The following is a 16007-nucleotide window of genomic DNA, read 5'->3' as shown; positions in this document are numbered from 1 at the left end:
CCTCAGTTCGTCGGGATCACGTCGTCCGGCGCGTCGGCAAAGACCATCTCTTCCACCGCGAACAGGACCACGGTCTCGTCCCCCCGTGTCGCCACCAGCCGCGGGCCGTCCTCGTCGAAGCGCCAATCGGGGCGCGCGCCCGGCAGCACCGCGCGATCGCGGCCGAGCCCGCCATGCAGGCGGTCGTCGCCGCCGCCCCCGCGCAGCACGTCGTCGCCGGGACCGCCCAGCAGGATGTCGGGGCCGGCGCGCCCGGTCAGCGTTTCGCCGCCCTCGCCCGCCGCGCGCAGCATCCCGCCGTCGAAGGCGTCGGCTGCCCGCGGCTGCCAGTCCACCGGGGCCGAGGCATTGTGCGCCATCAGCACGTCCCAGCGGGGATTGGCGTCGTCGAGATGCCGCAATGCCCCCCAGGATCCCCATTTCGATGGCGGCGCCACGTCCACGAAGGCGTTGAACAACCGTCCTCCCGCCGCGAGCCAGCCGTCCAGCGCCTCCTGGTAGAGCGCGGCCATTTCCGGCGAATAGCTGAACGCGGCGAGGAAGTCGGTGTAGCGCGCGTCGCCGACGAACTCGCCCTGCGCCGCGGCGTGGGTGCCGCCCTCGTACATGATGAGGTCGAGGCCCGCGGCCTCGGCCACGCGCGCGTGGTAGGGGAAAAGCTCTTTGGTCAGCGTGGCCAGCGAGCCCTCGCGGATCGCGCGGGCCATGGCGCCGAAGGCGGGCTCGAACCGGGCGCCGTCGACGTATTCGCGCAGCGCCACGCGGCTTAGCCCCCCGGCCTCTCCCTCGGCGCGCGCGTCGGCCTCGGCCCGGTCGAGCCAGCCCGAGATCACGTCCGCCGCCTCCGGCTCTCCCGCCTCGTAGCCGAAATAGCCGGTCACGGCGTAGGCGTCGAAGCTTTCGGACGGCGGGCGGCCGAGTTCGAGAAAGGCCAGCGGCGCGGTCAGCACGTTTTCCTCCAGCCCCGGCCAGCCGGTCTGTGTGGACGCCACGCGCACCAGCCGATCTCCGGCCGCGTCGCCGAAGACCTCCGACCAGAGGTCCATGACCTGCGCGGCGCGCAGGCCGTAATACTGCATCCAGCCGGTGTCGCTCTCGCCCCACTTCTCGCGTGCGCGTTCGGCCGCCCAACGAGCTTGCGGGAAGGTGAAGTTCCAGACCTCGTTGGAGTATTCCACGTAGGCGCGCAGGTCCGGATCCAGCCCGTCGCGCACCGCCTCGGCGAAGGCGCGGACGTATCCGTCATCGGCCCGGTGGGGCATGGTGAACCACGGGTCCGCGCCGATCCGGTTGGCCAGTCGCACCATCGCCTCGACGGGAACGCCCCACTCGGCCCAAGTCGCGTCGTCCATGCGCGGGCGGTCGTCCCACGTCTCGGCGGTGGAGCCGTTGGTCATCATCCAGTCCATGAACCGCACCGCGCGGGCATCCTCGATCCGGTCCAGCCAGAGCGGGTTGAACAGCGCGCCGACCTCGTGCAGCCGCATGTAGTCGCGGCGGACCACCTGTATGTTGCGGATCGGGTCGTCGGGATCGGTCTCGGTGATGGCGATGCCCACCGGCCCGTCGCCCGGGGCGTAGTGAAAGGTGACCTCGTTCGGCAGATACCACACGCGCCGGGCGCGCCCCCCGACCTCGAGCGTGCCGGTGCCGTCGTAGGTCAGCAGGTAGGCCCCGCGCAGATGCTCGGCCGCCTCGGGCTGATCGGTCAGGATGAAGGTCTCGAGACGCGCCACGCCCTCGGGGATGCGGACCGGCCAGCCCTGCGCGTCCAGGTGTCCGCCTACGCGCAGCTCCTCGGTGGACACCCCGCCCCACTGGTCGGGCAGGTGTCCGATCCAGGGGCGCGAGGTCTTCATCAGGTCAATGAACGGGTGCTGCGTCGACCAGTCGGAGATGCCGTTCAGCCCGACGGCCAGCGCCGGTGCCCCGTCCGGTTCGGCCCCGGCGGGCGGCAGGGTCACGTCGGAGCGGGGCGGCAGCGGGTCGCCCTCGGGGGCGATGCGCGCCAGGGCGGCGGCGACATGTTCGCCTTCCTCGTCAGGATCTTCGCCGGCGGCAGCGTCCTCGGTCCCCGGCGGTTCGGCGGCACCGGATCGGGCATCCTCGGCCGCGCGCCGGGCCTCGTCCTCCGGGGCTTCGTCACTCTCGGCGCGGGTCTCAGACCTGTCCGCCCAGTCGGCAACCTCCACGTCCGCCAGCCGCGCAACGCCGTCCTCCACCGCCCGGAGGATCTGCGGCCACGCGGCGCGCACCTCGTCGGCCAGCGTGGCGGGCGGAGCGAAAGCTCCGGGCACCTCGCCAAAAAGCGAGGCATGGACCACCAGCGCCGCCAGCGCGTAGGTGTCCTCGGTGCCGTGCGGGGCATCGTCGACGTAGAACAACTCGGGCTCCAGCCCCTGCAAGGGGCCGGTCAGAAGCTCCGACAGGACCGGCGCCACCGGGATCAGCCCGAACGTCCGGTCCGGCCGGGCCGCGCGCAGCTCGGCCAGGTAATCCACGTGCCAGTCGTGATAGTCGCCCCGGTTTGCCGCGTGGTACCTCCGCTCGGCACGGCGGTCGGGCGGAAAGCCGTAGTCGCCCATATCGGCCCAGCCCTCGTAGATCAGAACCGGCTGATCCTCCGGGTGGCGGTCGACCTGCGCCAGCGTCACGTCGAGAGGGCTTTCGTCGCCCTCGTGGTAGTCGGCGCCGGGCGGCTGGTACTGGATGAAGTTCGTCGGCGCGAGGATCGCCGCGTCGTAGTCGGACAGGTCCCCGGACCCCAGCCGCGCGACGCCCTCGACCTGCCACTCGGCCGCAACTTCCATGTCGGGAAACTCGCGCAGGAAGCCCCACTGCCCGTCGATCGACAGCGCGCGGCCCTCGGCCTCGGTCATACGTCCCAGCCAGTAGGGCACGCTGGCGCGGTCGACGTCGGGATAGTCCACGAGGCTGTTGCCCCAGACGTAAAGCGCGCGCGGGGCGTCGGCGGCGACCGCGACGGGCAGGGCAAGAAGGCAGAGAAACGGGATCAGGACGGCGCGCATGGCCCCTCGGCTTTGCTGGAACGGTCGGTCGCAGAATAGGCGGCCCCCCGCCCCGTTCAAACGCTTTCCCGAGGTGGTCACGGGCGCGCGACCCGCCGCTGTCGCGCGAGGATAGCCGGTGCTATGCCGGGCGCGAGCCTCAAGGAGACACGCCATGACCGACCGCAGCGGCACCATCGAACGCCTGACCGAGCTTCTGGGCGACAGGCTTTCCACCGGATCGTCGGTGCGCGAGATGCACGGGCGCGACGAGGCGTGGACGCCCACCGCCCTGCCCGACGCCGTGGCCTTTCCCGAAAGCACCGAGGAGGTGTCGCGCATCGTGGCGATCTGCGCCGCCGACGGCTGCCCGGTCATTCCCTTCGGCATCGGCACCTCTCTCGAAGGCCACGTGATCCCGGTGCGCGGCGGCATCAGCATCGACACCAGCCGGATGAACAAGGTGCTTGAGATCCACGACGCCGATCTCGACGCCGTGGTCCAGCCCGGCGTGACCCGCTCGCAGCTCAACGACGAACTGCGCGCCTCGGGCCTGATGTTCACCGTCGATCCGGGCGCCGACGCGACGCTGGGCGGCATGGCCGCGACGCGGGCCTCCGGGACCAACGCGGTCCGCTACGGCACCATGCGCGAGACGGTGCTCGCGCTCGAGGTGGTGCTGGCCGACGGCACGGTGATCGAGACCGGCACGCGCGCCAAGAAATCGTCGGCCGGCTACGACCTGACGCGGCTTTTCGTGGGCTCCGAGGGCACGCTCGGCATCATCACCAAGCTGACGGTTCGCCTGCACGGTGTGCCCGAGCGCATCTCCGCGGCCACGGCGACGTTCCCCACCGTCGCTGCGGCGGTGGACACGGTCATCCTCGCCATCCAGTCCGGCCTGCCCATGGCGCGGATCGAGCTTCTCGACGAGGTGATGATGCAGGGCATGACGCTGGCCAACCCCGACATGAGCTTTCCGGAGGTGCCGCACCTCTTCCTGGAATTCCACGGCACTGAAACCGGCGTCGAGGAACAGGTCGCCGCCTTCCGCGAGATTGCCGAGGAGTTCGGCGCCGGCGACTTCGCCTGGGCCACCAACACCGAGGACCGCAACCGGCTGTGGCAGGCCCGGCACAACGCCTACTATGCCTGCAAGGCGCTGCGGCCCGGCACGGCTGCGATGGTCACGGATGTCTGCGTCCCGATCTCGGCGCTGGCCGACTGCATCGCGGCCTCCAAGACCGCCATCGAAGACGCCGGACTGATCGCGCCTCTGGTGGGGCACGTGGGCGACGGCAATTTCCACCTGTCGATCCTGATCGACCCGGAGGCCCCCGACGAACTCCGGCGCGCGCAAGGACTGGCCCATGCCGTGAACCACCTGGCGCTGGAACATGGCGGCACCGTCACCGGCGAGCACGGCGTCGGCAGCGGCAAGATGAAGTACATGGAGGAAGAGCACGGCCCCGCCTGGGCGGTGATGGGCTCGATCAAGCGGGCGCTCGACCCGCACGGCATCCTCAACCCCGGAAAGATCGTGCCCGGGAACTGATGCGGACGGCGGGTGCCGGGGACCAGCAGCCCCGGCACCCGCCCGGCCTCAGGCGGTGCGCGTCGCCGCGCCGCGATCGGGCGTGTAGCCCAGGTTCGGCGCCAGCCAGCGCTCGACCTCGGCGATCTCCATGCCCTTGCGCTGCGCGTAGTCGGCGACCTGGTCCGGGCCGATCCGCCCGATCCCGAAATAGGCCGAGTCGGGATGCGCGAAGTAGAGCCCGGACACCGCGGCCGCCGGCCACATGGCGCAGCTTTCGGTCAGGCGCAGCCCGGTGTGGGTCGGCGCGTCGAGCAGGTCGAACAGCGTGCGCTTCTCGGTGTGGTCGGGATTCGCGGGATAGCCCGGCGCGGGGCGGATGCCGCGATACTTCTCGCGGATCAGCGCCTCGTTATCCAGCGCCTCGTCCGGTGCATAGGCCCAGAGCGACTTGCGCACGCGGGCGTGCAGCGCCTCGGCAAAGGCCTCGGCCAGCCGGTCGCCCAGCGCCTGCACCATGATCGAATCGTAGTCCTCGCCCTTGGCCTTGTAGGCGTCCGAGAGGTCGTGGACCTGCGGCCCGGACGTCACCGCGAAGCCGCCGACCCAGTCCGGCGTGCCCTTCGGCGCGACGAAGTCGGCGAGGCACATGGACGGCTTGCCCTTCGACTTCTGCCCCTGCTGCCGCAGTTGCGGCATCCGCGCCCGCACGGTCGTCCGGTTCTCGTCCTCCCAGACCACGATATCGTCGCCCTCCGAGTTCGCGGGCCAGAGCCCCACCACGCCGCGCGGCTCGAACCAGTTCTGCGCGATGATCCGGTCGAGCATCCGCTGCGCGTTCTCGAACAACTCACGGGCGTGCGGCCCCTTGGTCGGGTCGTTCAGGATCGCCGGGTAGACGCCCCGCATCTCCCAGGTGTTGAAGAACGGCGTCCAGTCGATGAAAGGCGCCAGCGCGGCGGCGTCCATGTCGGCGATGGGCGAGAGCCCCGGCACCTGCGGCGCCGGCGGCACGTAGTCGTCCCAACCGCCGTCGAACCGGTTCGCCCGGGCCTCGGCCAGCGGCGTCTTCACGCGGTCGGCCGCGCCGGCGGCTCCGCTCCTCAGCGTCTCCTGGTCGGCCTCAACCTCGGCGAGGAACGGCGCGCGGTTCGTCTTGGACAGAAGCCGCGAGACCACGCCCACCGCCTTCGAAGCGTCGTCCACGTGGATGACGCCGTGGTCGTATTCCGGCGCCACCTTGATGGCGGTGTGCTTCTTGGACGTGGTCGCGCCGCCGATCATCAGCGGCAGATCGAAGCCCTCGCGCTTCATCTCCGAGGCGACCTCGACCATGCGGTCGAGCGACGGGGTGATGAGACCCGAAAGTCCGATGATGTCCGCCTTCTCCTCGCGCGCCTTGGCGAGGATATCCTCGGTCGGGACCATGACGCCAAGGTCCACCACGTCGTAATTGTTGCACTGCAGGACCACGCCGACGATGTTCTTGCCGATGTCGTGCACGTCGCCCTTTACCGTGGCCATCAGCACCTTGCCCTTGGCCGTGGTGTCGCCCGAGAGGCGCTTTTCCTCCTCCATGTAGGGCAGAAGGTGGGCCACGGCGGCCTTCATCACGCGGGCCGACTTCACCACCTGCGGCAGGAACATCTTGCCCTCGCCGAAGAGGTCACCGACGACGTTCATCCCGTCCATCAGCGGCCCCTCGATCACGTCGAGCGGCTTCTCCGCGCGCTGGCGGCACTCTTCGGTGTCCTCGACAACGTAATCGGTGATTCCGTGGACGAGCGCGTGCTCGAGCCGCTTCTCGACCGCCTGCTCGCGCCACTTGGGGTCTTCCTTCTTGGCCGCCTCGCCCGAGCCGCGGTACTTGTCCGCGATCTCCAGCAGGCGCTCGGTCGCGTCGTCGCGGCGGTTCAGCAGCACGTCCTCGACCCGCTCGCGCAGCTCGTCGGGAATGTCGTCGTAGACGGTGATCTGACCCGCGTTGACGATGGCCATGTCCATGCCCAGCGGGATCGCGTGGTAAAGGAAGCACGAATGCATCGCCTCGCGCACCGGGTTGTTGCCCCGGAACGAGAACGACACGTTCGACAGACCGCCCGAGACGTGGACGTCCGGCATGTCGGCCTTGATGAGCTTGATCGCGTCGAAGAAGGCGTTGGCGTAGTCGTTGTGCTCCTCGATCCCCGTCGCCACGGCGAAGATGTTGGGATCGAAGATGATGTCCCACGGGTCGAACCCGGCCTTGTCCACCAAGAGGTCGTAGGACCGGCGCGAGATCGCGTGCTTGTGCTCGGCGGTCTCGGCCTGACCGTTCTCGTCGAAGGCCATGACCACCACCGCCGCGCCGTAGCGACGGATGATGCGCGCTTGCCGCAGGAACTCTTCCTCGCCTTCCTTGAGCGAGATAGAGTTCACCACGCAGCGGCCCTGCACGCATTTCAGGCCGGCCTCGATCACTTCGAACTTGGAGCTGTCGATCATCACCGGCACCCGGCTGATGTCGGGCTCGGACGCGATCAGGTTCAGGAACCGGGTCATCGCCTCGACCGCGTCGAGCAGACCCTCGTCCATGTTCACGTCGATGATCTGCGCGCCGTTCTCGACCTGGCTGCGCGCGACATCGAGGGCGGCGGCGTAGTCGCCCTCCATGATGAGCTTCTTGAACCTGGCGGAGCCGGTGACGTTCGTCCGCTCGCCGATGTTGATGAAGTTGGCGACGGAGGTCATGCGGCGCTCCCTGCTTCGAACATTTCGAGGCCCGACAGGCGCATCTTGCGCACCTTGGCGGGGATCTTGCGCGGGGCCTTGCCCGCGACCGCGCGGGCAATGGCCGCGATGTGGTCGGGCGTGGTGCCGCAGCACCCGCCCACGATGTTCACCAGTCCGCTGTCGGCCCACTCGGCAAGGTGCGCGGCGGTTTCCTCGGGCGTCTCGTCGTAGCCGCCCATCTCGTTGGGCAGGCCCGCGTTCGGGTAGGCGCTGATACGCGTGTCCGCGACGCCGGCCAGCGTTCGGACGTGGGCGCGCATCTCGGCCGCGCCCAACGCGCAGTTGAGACCCACCGAGAAGGGCCGCGCATGGGCGACCGAGGTCCAGAACGCCTCGGGCGTCTGGCCGGTCAGCGTGCGGCCCGAGCGGTCGGTGATCGTGCCCGAGATCATCACCGGCGGCACCGCCACCCCCTCGTCGCGCAGCGCCTCGATGGCGTAGATCGCGGCCTTGGCGTTCAGCGTGTCGAAGATCGTCTCCACCAGCAGCAGGTCCGCGCCGCCGTCGATCAGGCCGCGTGCGGCCTCGCCATAGGCTTCGGCCAGCTGGTCGAAGGTGATCCCGCGGAAGCCCGGGTCGTTGACGTCCGGGCTGATCGAGGCGGTCTGGTTGGTCGGCCCGATGCCGCCCGCGACCCAGACCGGGCGGTCCACCGCGTCGCCGGCCTCGCGCGCCAGGCGAACGCTCTCGACGTTCATCTCGTAGGCGAGGTCCGCCATGCCGTAATCGGCTTGGCTCACCGCGTTCGCGCCGAAGGTGTTGGTGCAGAGGATGTCCGCGTTGGCCTCCAGGAATTCCGCGTGGATGGCGCGGATCATGTCCGGCTGCGTCAGGCTCAGAAGCTCGTTGTTGCCAGCGACGTCGCTGCCGTGATCGGCGAAGCGGGTGCCGCGATAGGTCGCCTCGTCGGGCTTCTCGGCCTGGATCATGGTGCCCATCGCGCCGTCGAGGACGAGGATGCGCTGCGCGGCGGCGTCGGCGATGTCGGGTCTGTCGGCCATGTGCGGGCACTCCGGTAGGCTGTCGTTCCGGGGGTTTATACAGATCCCCGCGTCCGGGCGCACGGGGGGCTCGGCGCCTCCCACGTGAAAAGGCTGCATGAACATGATGACGCCGGCTGCGACTGCCGCGCTTGTGTCGCGCCCGTGTTGCTCTACGCTTTCGCCTGAACGGAGCGGCGCCGGGGAGGCCGCGATACAGCACACCGCGGAGGATCCATGTTCGACGCCATTCTGATCGAGAAGCCCGAGGACGGCGACCAGACCGTGTCGCTGACGCAGCTCGAACCCGACGCCCTGCCCGAAGGCGACGTCCGCGTTGCGGTCGCCTACAGCACGCTGAACTACAAGGACGCCCTGGCGATCACCGGCCGCGGGCCCGTCGTCCGCAAGTTTCCCATGGTGCCCGGCATCGACTTCGCCGGCACCGTAATCGAAAGCAGCCACCCCGACTTTTCCGAGGGCGACCGCGTGGTCCTGAACGGCTGGGGCGTGGGCGAGACGCATTGGGGCGGACTTGCCGGCGAGGCGCGCGTCAAGGGCGACTGGCTGATCCCCCTGCCCGACGGCATCGGCATGAACCAGGCGATGGCAATCGGCACCGCCGGCTATACCGCGATGCTCTGCGTCATGGCGCTCGAACGCCACGGCGTCACCCCCGACGCGGGACCGGTGGCGGTCACCGGCGCGGCGGGCGGCGTCGGCAGCGTCGCCACCGCGATCCTGTCCGGGCTGGGCTACGAGGTCGCCGCGATCACCGGCCGCGAATCCGAGACCGACTACCTCAAGGGCCTCGGCGCATCGGAAATCGTGAGCCGCGACGAGTTCACCGGCAAGGTCCGCCCGCTGGCCAAGGAACGCTGGGCGGCGGGAATCGACGTCGCCGGCAGCACGGTGCTCGCCAACCTTCTGTCGCAGGTGCGCTATCGCGGCACCGTCGCGGCCTGCGGTCTTGCCGCGGGCATGGATCTGCCAACCTCGGTCGCGCCGTTCATCCTCCGCGGCGTCACGCTGGCCGGCGTGGACAGCGTCATGGTCCCCAAGCCCGAGCGGATCGAGGCGTGGACCCGCCTCGGCACGGACCTCGATCTCGCCAAGCTCGACGCCCTGTCGGTGGAACTGCCGCTGTCGCAGGTGATCGAGACCGCGCCGCGCTTCCTCGACGGCGAAGTACGCGGCCGGATCGTGGTGCCCGTCGCCCCGTAAGCCGGGACCGGCGGAGGCTCGCTCAGCCCCGGATCCGGGCAGGCGCGCGGCAGCATTTCCATGCGAGAACCACGGTGCCGACACAGTCGGCGCCTAGTTGCTAAAGAGTCTCGATCATGCACCTTTTCGTGTGTATCGCGCGCGACCGATTGGGTTCCGTGCGGCGCTCGGGCATGATCGCGGCACAACGAGTTCGACCGAATAAGGACCCGTCCCTCCATGATCCGCACGGCCCGCCCCTTCGCCTTCGGCGCTGGAATCCTCGCCCTCGCCGCCACGCTGTCCGCCGCCCCCGCCCATGCCGACGGCAGCTTCCTGCAAGTCGACCTGTCGCCCACCGCGGCCGACGCCGTGGGCACCGTCGCGCGCGGGCGTCTGAACTACGGCCTGAGCTTCAACGACTACGACGGCGGTTCGCAAGCCGGGGCCAGCCTGACCTACGCCTTCCCGCTGGGCGACATCGCGACGCTCAAGCTCGGCCCCGCGCTGGCCGTGACCCGCGACGACGATGACGGGTACGAGGGGCTCCGGGGGGGCGGCAAGATCATCCTCGACCGCTACACCCCCACGTCGTTCGGCGCCGTCTACCTGCTGGGCGAGGCGGGCACGATCGACAACTCGTGGTTCGCTCTGGTGCAGACAAGCTTTGGCAACAGCGGCGTTTCGGCCGAGTTGTCGCGGGGCGGCAGCGACACCTACGACGAGGCAACCTTCGCCGTGAACAAACGCGTCGGGGACGGCGACGTGAGCCTGCGCGCCGGCTGGCGCTTCATCGCCGAGGAAGCGTTCGTCGGCCTCTCGATCAATACGTTCTGATGACAGAGACGCCCGCCAAAGACCGCCGCCGCGCCGATCCCCGCTCGGTCCTGCCCCGCCTGTCGCTGGCAGGCGCGACCTACGGCTTCGTCCTCGTGACGGCGATTGCCGTGCTGGCCGGGGTTCTACTGCTGTTCGTCACGCGGTCCGACCGTGTCCTCGATTCGGCCCTCGACAGCGCGGTCCGGCTGCGCTCCGAAGCCGCGGCCGAGACCTACGCGCGCCTGCTGCATTCCGACTGGCTGGACCTCGAACAGGTCGCCGAGGACATCCCGGCCATGTCCGACGAAGCCATGCGCGGCCTTCTGGACGGGCTCCAGGGCGACGGGCGCCGGCTGTCCTGGGTGGGCTTTGCCGACACCGAGGGCACCGTGATCGCCGCATCCGACCGAACGCTCGAAGGCGAGAGCGTGGCCGAGCGCCCGTGGTTCCGCAACGGCCTGCGGGGCGGCTTCGCGGGCGACGTGCACGAGGCACTGCTGCTCGCACGGCGCATGCCCGGACGCAGCGCAGATGGCCCGCTGCGTCTTCTGGACCTCGCCCGCCCCGTCAGGAACGAGGACGGCGACGTGATCGGGGTCGTCGGAATGCACATCGATTTCGGTTGGGCCGAGCGGGCGCTGGCCGATACCGCGCGCACGCTCGACCTCGATGTCTACCTCATCAATCCCAACGGCGAGGTCATCGTCGCCTCGGACGGCGGCCGCCCTTCCCCCGAGGAGTTGGAGATCCTGAGAACGGCCCGCTCGGGCGCGGTGACCGCCGGCCGCGAGACCTGGCCCGACGGTCAGGATTACTTCTCGTCGCTGGTAAACGGCGTGGGCTACGGCGATCTGCCAAGCTTTGGCTGGCGGATGGTCGGGCGACTGCCGGCGGACTCGTTCCGCTCGGGCCTGTCGGACCTGCGAGGCACCATTCTCATCGCGGGACTGGGCCTTGCGGCCATCGTGGCCATCTTCACCGCGATCTTCACCCTGGTGTTCGTCCGGCCCATCGGCGCGCTCGGTGACCTGTCCGAGCGTATCGCCGACGGCGAAACGGTCTATCCGCCGGAATACGGCGGCACGCGTGAGGCGGCGCGCATCTCCGGCGCTCTGGCACGTCTGCAAGACCGTCGGGTGCGCGACCGGCGGACCTGACCCGGGGGGCGGGCCGCCGTTCGACCGGCGGTCCGTCACGACCTCGTTTCGGAAGGCTTCGAGAGGATCGACACGGGCGGGCCGGCTGACGCCACGCCTTACCCCAAGGGACGTTCCCCGCCCGAACCCGGTCGGCGGGGTGCCAGATCAGACGCTCGCCAAGCAAGCACAACGCCCGTTTCGAACGGCGATCGCCAGATCCGTCGCGCCCCGACGACCACCGCGACCGCCAGAACGCCAGCCGCCGCCCTAGCGGCTGCTGAAGGACAGCCGCCGCGCGAGGTCCGACATCATTGCGGAAAGCCGTACGTTGGCCACACCCGGCTCCGCACCCTCGGCGTAGAACTTCACGAACAGCGCCTCGCGTTGAGCTTCGTTCGGCAGCAGTTGCACGCGCGCGCCGTCGCGCGTCTCGGAGATCACGTAGCTCTCGACGGCTCCGACCTCGGCGATCTCGAGCACGCCGCGCGTGGTCGGCGGATAGCGACGTCCGCGCACGCGCGCGGTGTCGGCGGTCAACGATGTCAGCCACACCTCGTGCGCGCCGTCCTCGGATTCGAACAGCGCCCGCTCGGGGGCGTCGGCGATGTGACGTTCCCGGCGCGGCAGCTCCACGCAGGCGATCACCGTCACGGCCAGAACCACGGCGTTGTAGAGCGTCCAGAACAGCACCACCCACTTGCCGTCGCCTGCGTCGTTGTAGGCGAAACGGTCCGAAACGATCCCCAGGCACAGCCCCCCCAGCGTCAGCGCGAGCAGGATCGCGAAGGGCGCCATCATCCGCCACTGCACCACGATCCGCGACCGGTCGCCGCCCTTGGCGGTCACCGAGAACGGGTGCCCCTTCGGCTTCAGCAGACCCACGATAGCCGCACGGCTGATCGGGATCGCCCCGATGAGCTGGCTGACGTCGTGCAGGATCGGCAGGATCATCAGCGGCGCCATGAGGTTCATGACGATCTGAGCCCACAGATAATACGTCGCGAAGTAGATCAGCACTTCGTTGAGAGGCGCATCCACCACGATCACGTTGAAGTACCAGTAGAGCAGCGGGAACACGACGACCGCGATCCGGAAAATGAAGCTCGGCAACCAGTAGAAGACCGAGTCGATGACGCTCCATCGGTCACGCAGACGCAGACCATTGCGTTGGAACGGCCCCATCGACGACCGCGCGATCTGCATGAGCCCGAGACACCAGCGCGCGCGCTGGGTGACGTATTCCTTGAGACCCTCGGGAGCGAGGCCCTCGGTCAGCGCCTCGTTGAGATAGGCCGTCCGGTAGCCGTGCGACTGCATGGTCAACGATAACAGGAAGTCCTCGGTCACGCTCTCGGTGGGCATGCCGCCGATCTCCAACAGCGCCGAGTAGCGGGCGACGGATGACGTGCCGCAGCAGATCGCGATGCCCCAGGCATCGCGGGAGGCTTGCATGTGATCGAAGAAGAAGCGCTGCTCGTCGGGATAGGACGCCGTCAGTCCGAGATTGTTCTGCAGCGGATCGGCGTTGAAAAAGTGCTGCGGCGTCTGCACCACGCCCACCGTGGGGTCGTGGAACAGCGCAAGCGACCGCGAAATGAAGCCCCGGTGCGGCACGAAGTCAGCGTCCAGCACGGCGATAAACTCGGGCACCTCCGGGTCTTCGCCCAGCCGTTCGAGCGCGTGGTTGATGTTTCCGGCCTTCGAGCCCTTGTTGTCGGGCCGCCGCATGTAGCGCACGCCCTGTGACGCGCAGTAGTCACGCAGCCAGTCGCGTCGCCCGTCGTCGAGGACCAGTACCTCCTTGTTGACGTGCCGCAGCGACCGGGCGCCGACGATCGTGCGCTGCAGTACCTCCATGTCCTCATTGTAGGTGGCGATCAGGATGGCGACCCGCGGTTCGTGCGCGCCCCACCACCCTGCGTGGGCGTCGGCCTCGCCGCTGCGCTCAACGCGGCGCATCATCAGGACACACGCGCTGAGAGAGCCCGCGAGCGCGAGCATCTCAAGCGCGAAGAGCGTGCTGCTCGCTACGAAATCCACCGTCAGACCCACCGGCGCGAGTGTTTCGGTCGCGCGCCAGAACGCGTAGCGCAACGCGAGAATGATGGTGATCGCGTAGAGCACGATCCGATGCGAGGGGCGGTCGCGATCCACCACGAACGGCAGGATCAGGCCGATACCGGCCACCAGCATCACCTGCAGGTAGGCCGATCCCAGTTCTCCGACGTGCGGGTAGAAGAACATCTCAGTTCAGCAGTCCGCGCAGCCCGTCGAGCGGGCGGCCGTCGAAGAAGGCGCGGCCGGTGCGGCCCACCGCACAGCCCAGCTCGGCGTCGTCGTTGAGCCCCGGCACGAGGATCGCCACGTCGTAGCGCTCGAGATGCCGCTGCGAAGGCGCCACCGCGATGTTGCGATAGATCGTCTCGGCGCCGCTGCCGGCAAGACGGGCCACCGTGGCCTCGAAGACCCGGCCGTCGCCCTGCATCCGGAACCGCGCCGGCTGGCCGATCCGCAGCGTGTTGTAGACCCGCTCGGTCACCGACAGCGTCACGAAGGTCGAATCGCAATCCACCAGCCGCAGGATCGGGTCGCCGCGCTGGACAGTCACGCCGTCGGCCTGCAGCACCTCCCAGTAGCGGCCGTTCACCGGCGAAGACAGGTCGCCCCCGCCGAAACGCGTCACGCGCACCTGCTCGCGCTGAAGTCGCTGCTCCACCGCGGCGAGCCGCGCCTCGGCCCGGGCGTGATCGGCCTCGTATCCGGCAAGCACGCTACGCAATTCCTCTGCACGCTGCTCGGCATTCGGCGAATCGTTGTAGCCATCCCCGAGAAAAACGTTCTGCTCGGCGGCGCGCACGGCGATCTCCAGCAACTCCACCCGCTCCCGCGCATGGTCGAGCGCGAGGTCGGTGCGCAGCGGCTCGAACGGCACGCGGGCGGACTGGGTGTCGAACCCGTCTGCCAGCTCCTGCCCGGCCTCGTCGGGGGCGCCGCCCTGCTCCAGCATCTCCAGCCGGGTGCGGGCGTGGTCGAGCCGGGTGCGCAGATCGGCCATCCGCTCCTCGCGGTAGATCTCGGTGCGCTCCATCAGCGTCTCGCGGATCGCCTTGGTCTCCTCGATGAGGGACGCGGCGCTCTGGATCTCGGCCTCCGCGAAGGCGCGCTCCATCCGCAGGTCGTCCAGCCGCACTCCGTCCGCCAGCGGGTCGGAGACCGAGGCCACCGCCTCGCCCTCTGTCACCAGCGACCCGAGCGCGCGGTCCGGAAGACTGAGACGGCCGGCGACATCCGCGCGCACCGTGCTGATCCGAGCGTTAACCACGGCGTTGGCGCTGGCGCCCGACATCTGTTCGCCGACAATGATCCAGCCGGCGACGAGGATGACGATGACGCCGATGAGAAGTCGAGCGATGCGCATGGTTTTCTGCCCCTCTCTATAGTTGCGTGCTTCATGCACGTATGCGGACGCAAAAGCTGTGCCCGCTTTAACGATTCTTTAACAAAAAAACCGCGGCGTCATTTTGACCCGGCACACGGCGCGCCTTCGCGTGCTGCCAACGCCACAAGCATATGCAGAACAGCGGGATAGTAAGGTCCGGCAAGGGATGCGGGCTCCGGCGGATCGACCGGCGCGCAGGAGGCCAGCCGCGCCAGCGCGCGATAGCCCGGAAGATCGCTCCGGGCCGTCACGATCCCGGCGCCGGTGCGCGCCACGGCCACCTCGTCCCCGGAGGGCAGAATCTCGGCGGCCAGGCGCACGGCGGGGTGCTCGGCCCGGTCCGACCATGCAAGGTAAAGCGGGATCCGCAGCGCGTCGTAGGCCGATCGCAGGTCGTGCCCGGTGGGCGGCGCGTAGCCCGTCGCGGTCACGTCGATCCAGTCGGGCAGCAAACCTTCGCGGGCAAGCTCGGACAGGCAGGTTTCGCCGTGATCGGCCGCGCGAACCAGCCGCGTGTCGCCGGTGGCCGCCCCGATCTCGCGCAGGGCGCGCGGCATGATGTAGGACGGGTTCAGCAGCACCCGGTCGTCGCTGGCCAGGGACTCGGCCGAGGGGCGCAACAGAAGCTCGGTCTCCGCCCGCGGATCGGGCCACAGGCAGCTGCCCGACAGATCCGCGGCGATCGCCTCGATGGTGCCCTCGGCCACCGGCCAGCCGGAATTCCGCGCGGCCCGCACCAGCGCCCAGGCCCGGAAGAGGTCTCCGTCGGTGGCATTGTGCCAGTCCTCGCCCACAACGCCCCCGCCCGGGGTCCAGCGCCACGCCATCAGCGCATCGTCGCGGATCAGCAGATGCGCGCGGGTCCAGGCCTCGATCCGCTCGAACGCATCGCGGTCGCCGACCGCCTGCGCCAGCAGAAGGGCATAGCCCTGCCCCTCGGAATGGCTGATCCCGGCCTGCTCGGGGTCCACCACGCGGCCGTCGGGTTGCAGGAACCGCGCGGTCCAGCCGCGCCACGCCGCCGTCAGCGCATCGTCGTCCGAGGCGCGCGCCGTCATGCCCAGAACCGCGGCGCCGAGCGCCCCGAGAACCGTTCGCCTGTGCAAATCCGAC

At 69.4% G+C, this 16007-nt stretch carries 10 protein-coding genes; 4 read left to right on the top strand and 6 right to left on the bottom strand.

What is annotated here, in order from left to right; translation table 11 throughout:
- Positions 1-2 precede the first annotated feature (2 nt).
- Positions 3-3029 carry a type I secretion protein gene (locus BMX29_RS00155; protein ID WP_092809436.1) on the bottom strand — a complete coding sequence of 1009 codons (3027 nt, stop codon included), beginning with the start codon at positions 3027-3029 and terminating at the stop codon, positions 3-5.
- Between the two features lie 154 nt (positions 3030-3183).
- Between BMX29_RS00155 and BMX29_RS00150 the strand changes: the two genes are divergently transcribed.
- Positions 3184-4563 carry an FAD-binding oxidoreductase gene (locus BMX29_RS00150; RefSeq protein ID WP_092809434.1) on the top strand — a complete coding sequence of 460 codons (1380 nt, stop codon included), beginning with the start codon at positions 3184-3186 and terminating at the stop codon, positions 4561-4563.
- A gap of 48 nt (positions 4564-4611) precedes the next feature.
- Here the strand turns inward: BMX29_RS00150 and metH are convergent, their stop codons facing one another.
- Both metH and BMX29_RS19830 read right to left on the bottom strand, forming a co-directional pair.
- On the bottom strand, positions 4612-7272 hold the full coding sequence (gene metH / locus BMX29_RS00145) for a methionine synthase (protein WP_175471092.1): 2661 nt from the start codon (positions 7270-7272) through the stop codon (positions 4612-4614).
- Positions 7269-8315 (bottom strand): homocysteine S-methyltransferase family protein, encoded by a 1047-nt coding sequence (locus tag BMX29_RS19830; RefSeq protein ID WP_043844779.1) that lies wholly within the window; start codon positions 8313-8315, stop codon positions 7269-7271. The genes metH and BMX29_RS19830 overlap by 4 nt, the downstream gene beginning before the upstream one ends.
- A gap of 216 nt (positions 8316-8531) precedes the next feature.
- Between BMX29_RS19830 and acuI the strand changes: the two genes are divergently transcribed.
- From acuI to BMX29_RS00130, 3 genes are all read left to right on the top strand, one after another.
- Entirely contained in the window at positions 8532-9518 is a 987-nt protein-coding gene (gene acuI, locus BMX29_RS00140; RefSeq protein ID WP_092809432.1) for an acrylyl-CoA reductase (NADPH), read from the top strand.
- 219 nt (positions 9519-9737) lie between these two features.
- On the top strand, positions 9738-10334 hold the full coding sequence (locus BMX29_RS00135) for a hypothetical protein (protein WP_092809430.1): 597 nt from the start codon (positions 9738-9740) through the stop codon (positions 10332-10334).
- On the top strand, positions 10334-11473 hold the full coding sequence (locus tag BMX29_RS00130) for a cache domain-containing protein (protein ID WP_092809428.1): 1140 nt from the start codon (positions 10334-10336) through the stop codon (positions 11471-11473). Before BMX29_RS00135 ends, BMX29_RS00130 begins: the two co-directional genes overlap by 1 nt.
- 249 nt (positions 11474-11722) lie before the next feature.
- On the opposite strand, the gene BMX29_RS00125 is transcribed toward BMX29_RS00130, so the two are convergent.
- The 3 genes from BMX29_RS00125 to BMX29_RS00115 form a co-directional block, all read right to left on the bottom strand.
- Positions 11723-13699, bottom strand: a complete 1977-nt coding sequence (locus BMX29_RS00125) for a glycosyltransferase (RefSeq protein ID WP_092809426.1) — start codon at positions 13697-13699, stop codon at positions 11723-11725.
- A gap of 1 nt (position 13700) precedes the next feature.
- A complete protein-coding gene (locus BMX29_RS00120; RefSeq protein ID WP_092809424.1) occupies positions 13701-14873 on the bottom strand; it encodes an HlyD family secretion protein in 1173 nt (390 codons plus the stop codon).
- 98 nt (positions 14874-14971) lie between these two features.
- A complete protein-coding gene (locus BMX29_RS00115; RefSeq protein WP_092809422.1) occupies positions 14972-16000 on the bottom strand; it encodes a family 8 glycosyl hydrolase in 1029 nt (342 codons plus the stop codon).
- Between the last annotated feature and the right edge of the window lie 7 nt (positions 16001-16007).

The sequence above is a fragment of the Roseivivax marinus genome (genome assembly GCF_900109705.1).
Lineage (GTDB): Bacteria > Pseudomonadota > Alphaproteobacteria > Rhodobacterales > Rhodobacteraceae > Roseivivax > Roseivivax marinus.
Note: the sequence above shows the minus strand (reverse complement) of the source record. Positions and strands in the feature narration are given on the sequence as shown.

Bases quoted from the DNA above. Each gene is read 5' to 3' on its own strand.
- BMX29_RS00120 (WP_092809424.1), bottom strand. From the start codon at position 14,873: ATGCGCATCGCTCGACTTCTCATCGGCGTCATCGTCATCCTCGTCGCC.
- BMX29_RS00130 (WP_092809428.1), top strand. From the start codon at position 10,334: ATGACAGAGACGCCCGCCAAAGACCGCCGCCGCGCCGATCCCCGCTCG.
- BMX29_RS00135 (WP_092809430.1), top strand. From the start codon at position 9,738: ATGATCCGCACGGCCCGCCCCTTCGCCTTCGGCGCTGGAATCCTCGCC.
- BMX29_RS19830 (WP_043844779.1), bottom strand. From the start codon at position 8,315: ATGGCCGACAGACCCGACATCGCCGACGCCGCCGCGCAGCGCATCCTC.
- metH (WP_175471092.1), bottom strand. From the start codon at position 7,272: ATGACCTCCGTCGCCAACTTCATCAACATCGGCGAGCGGACGAACGTC.
- BMX29_RS00150 (WP_092809434.1), top strand. From the start codon at position 3,184: ATGACCGACCGCAGCGGCACCATCGAACGCCTGACCGAGCTTCTGGGC.
- BMX29_RS00155 (WP_092809436.1), bottom strand. From the start codon at position 3,029: ATGCGCGCCGTCCTGATCCCGTTTCTCTGCCTTCTTGCCCTGCCCGTC.
- acuI (WP_092809432.1), top strand. From the start codon at position 8,532: ATGTTCGACGCCATTCTGATCGAGAAGCCCGAGGACGGCGACCAGACC.
- BMX29_RS00125 (WP_092809426.1), bottom strand. From the start codon at position 13,699: ATGTTCTTCTACCCGCACGTCGGAGAACTGGGATCGGCCTACCTGCAG.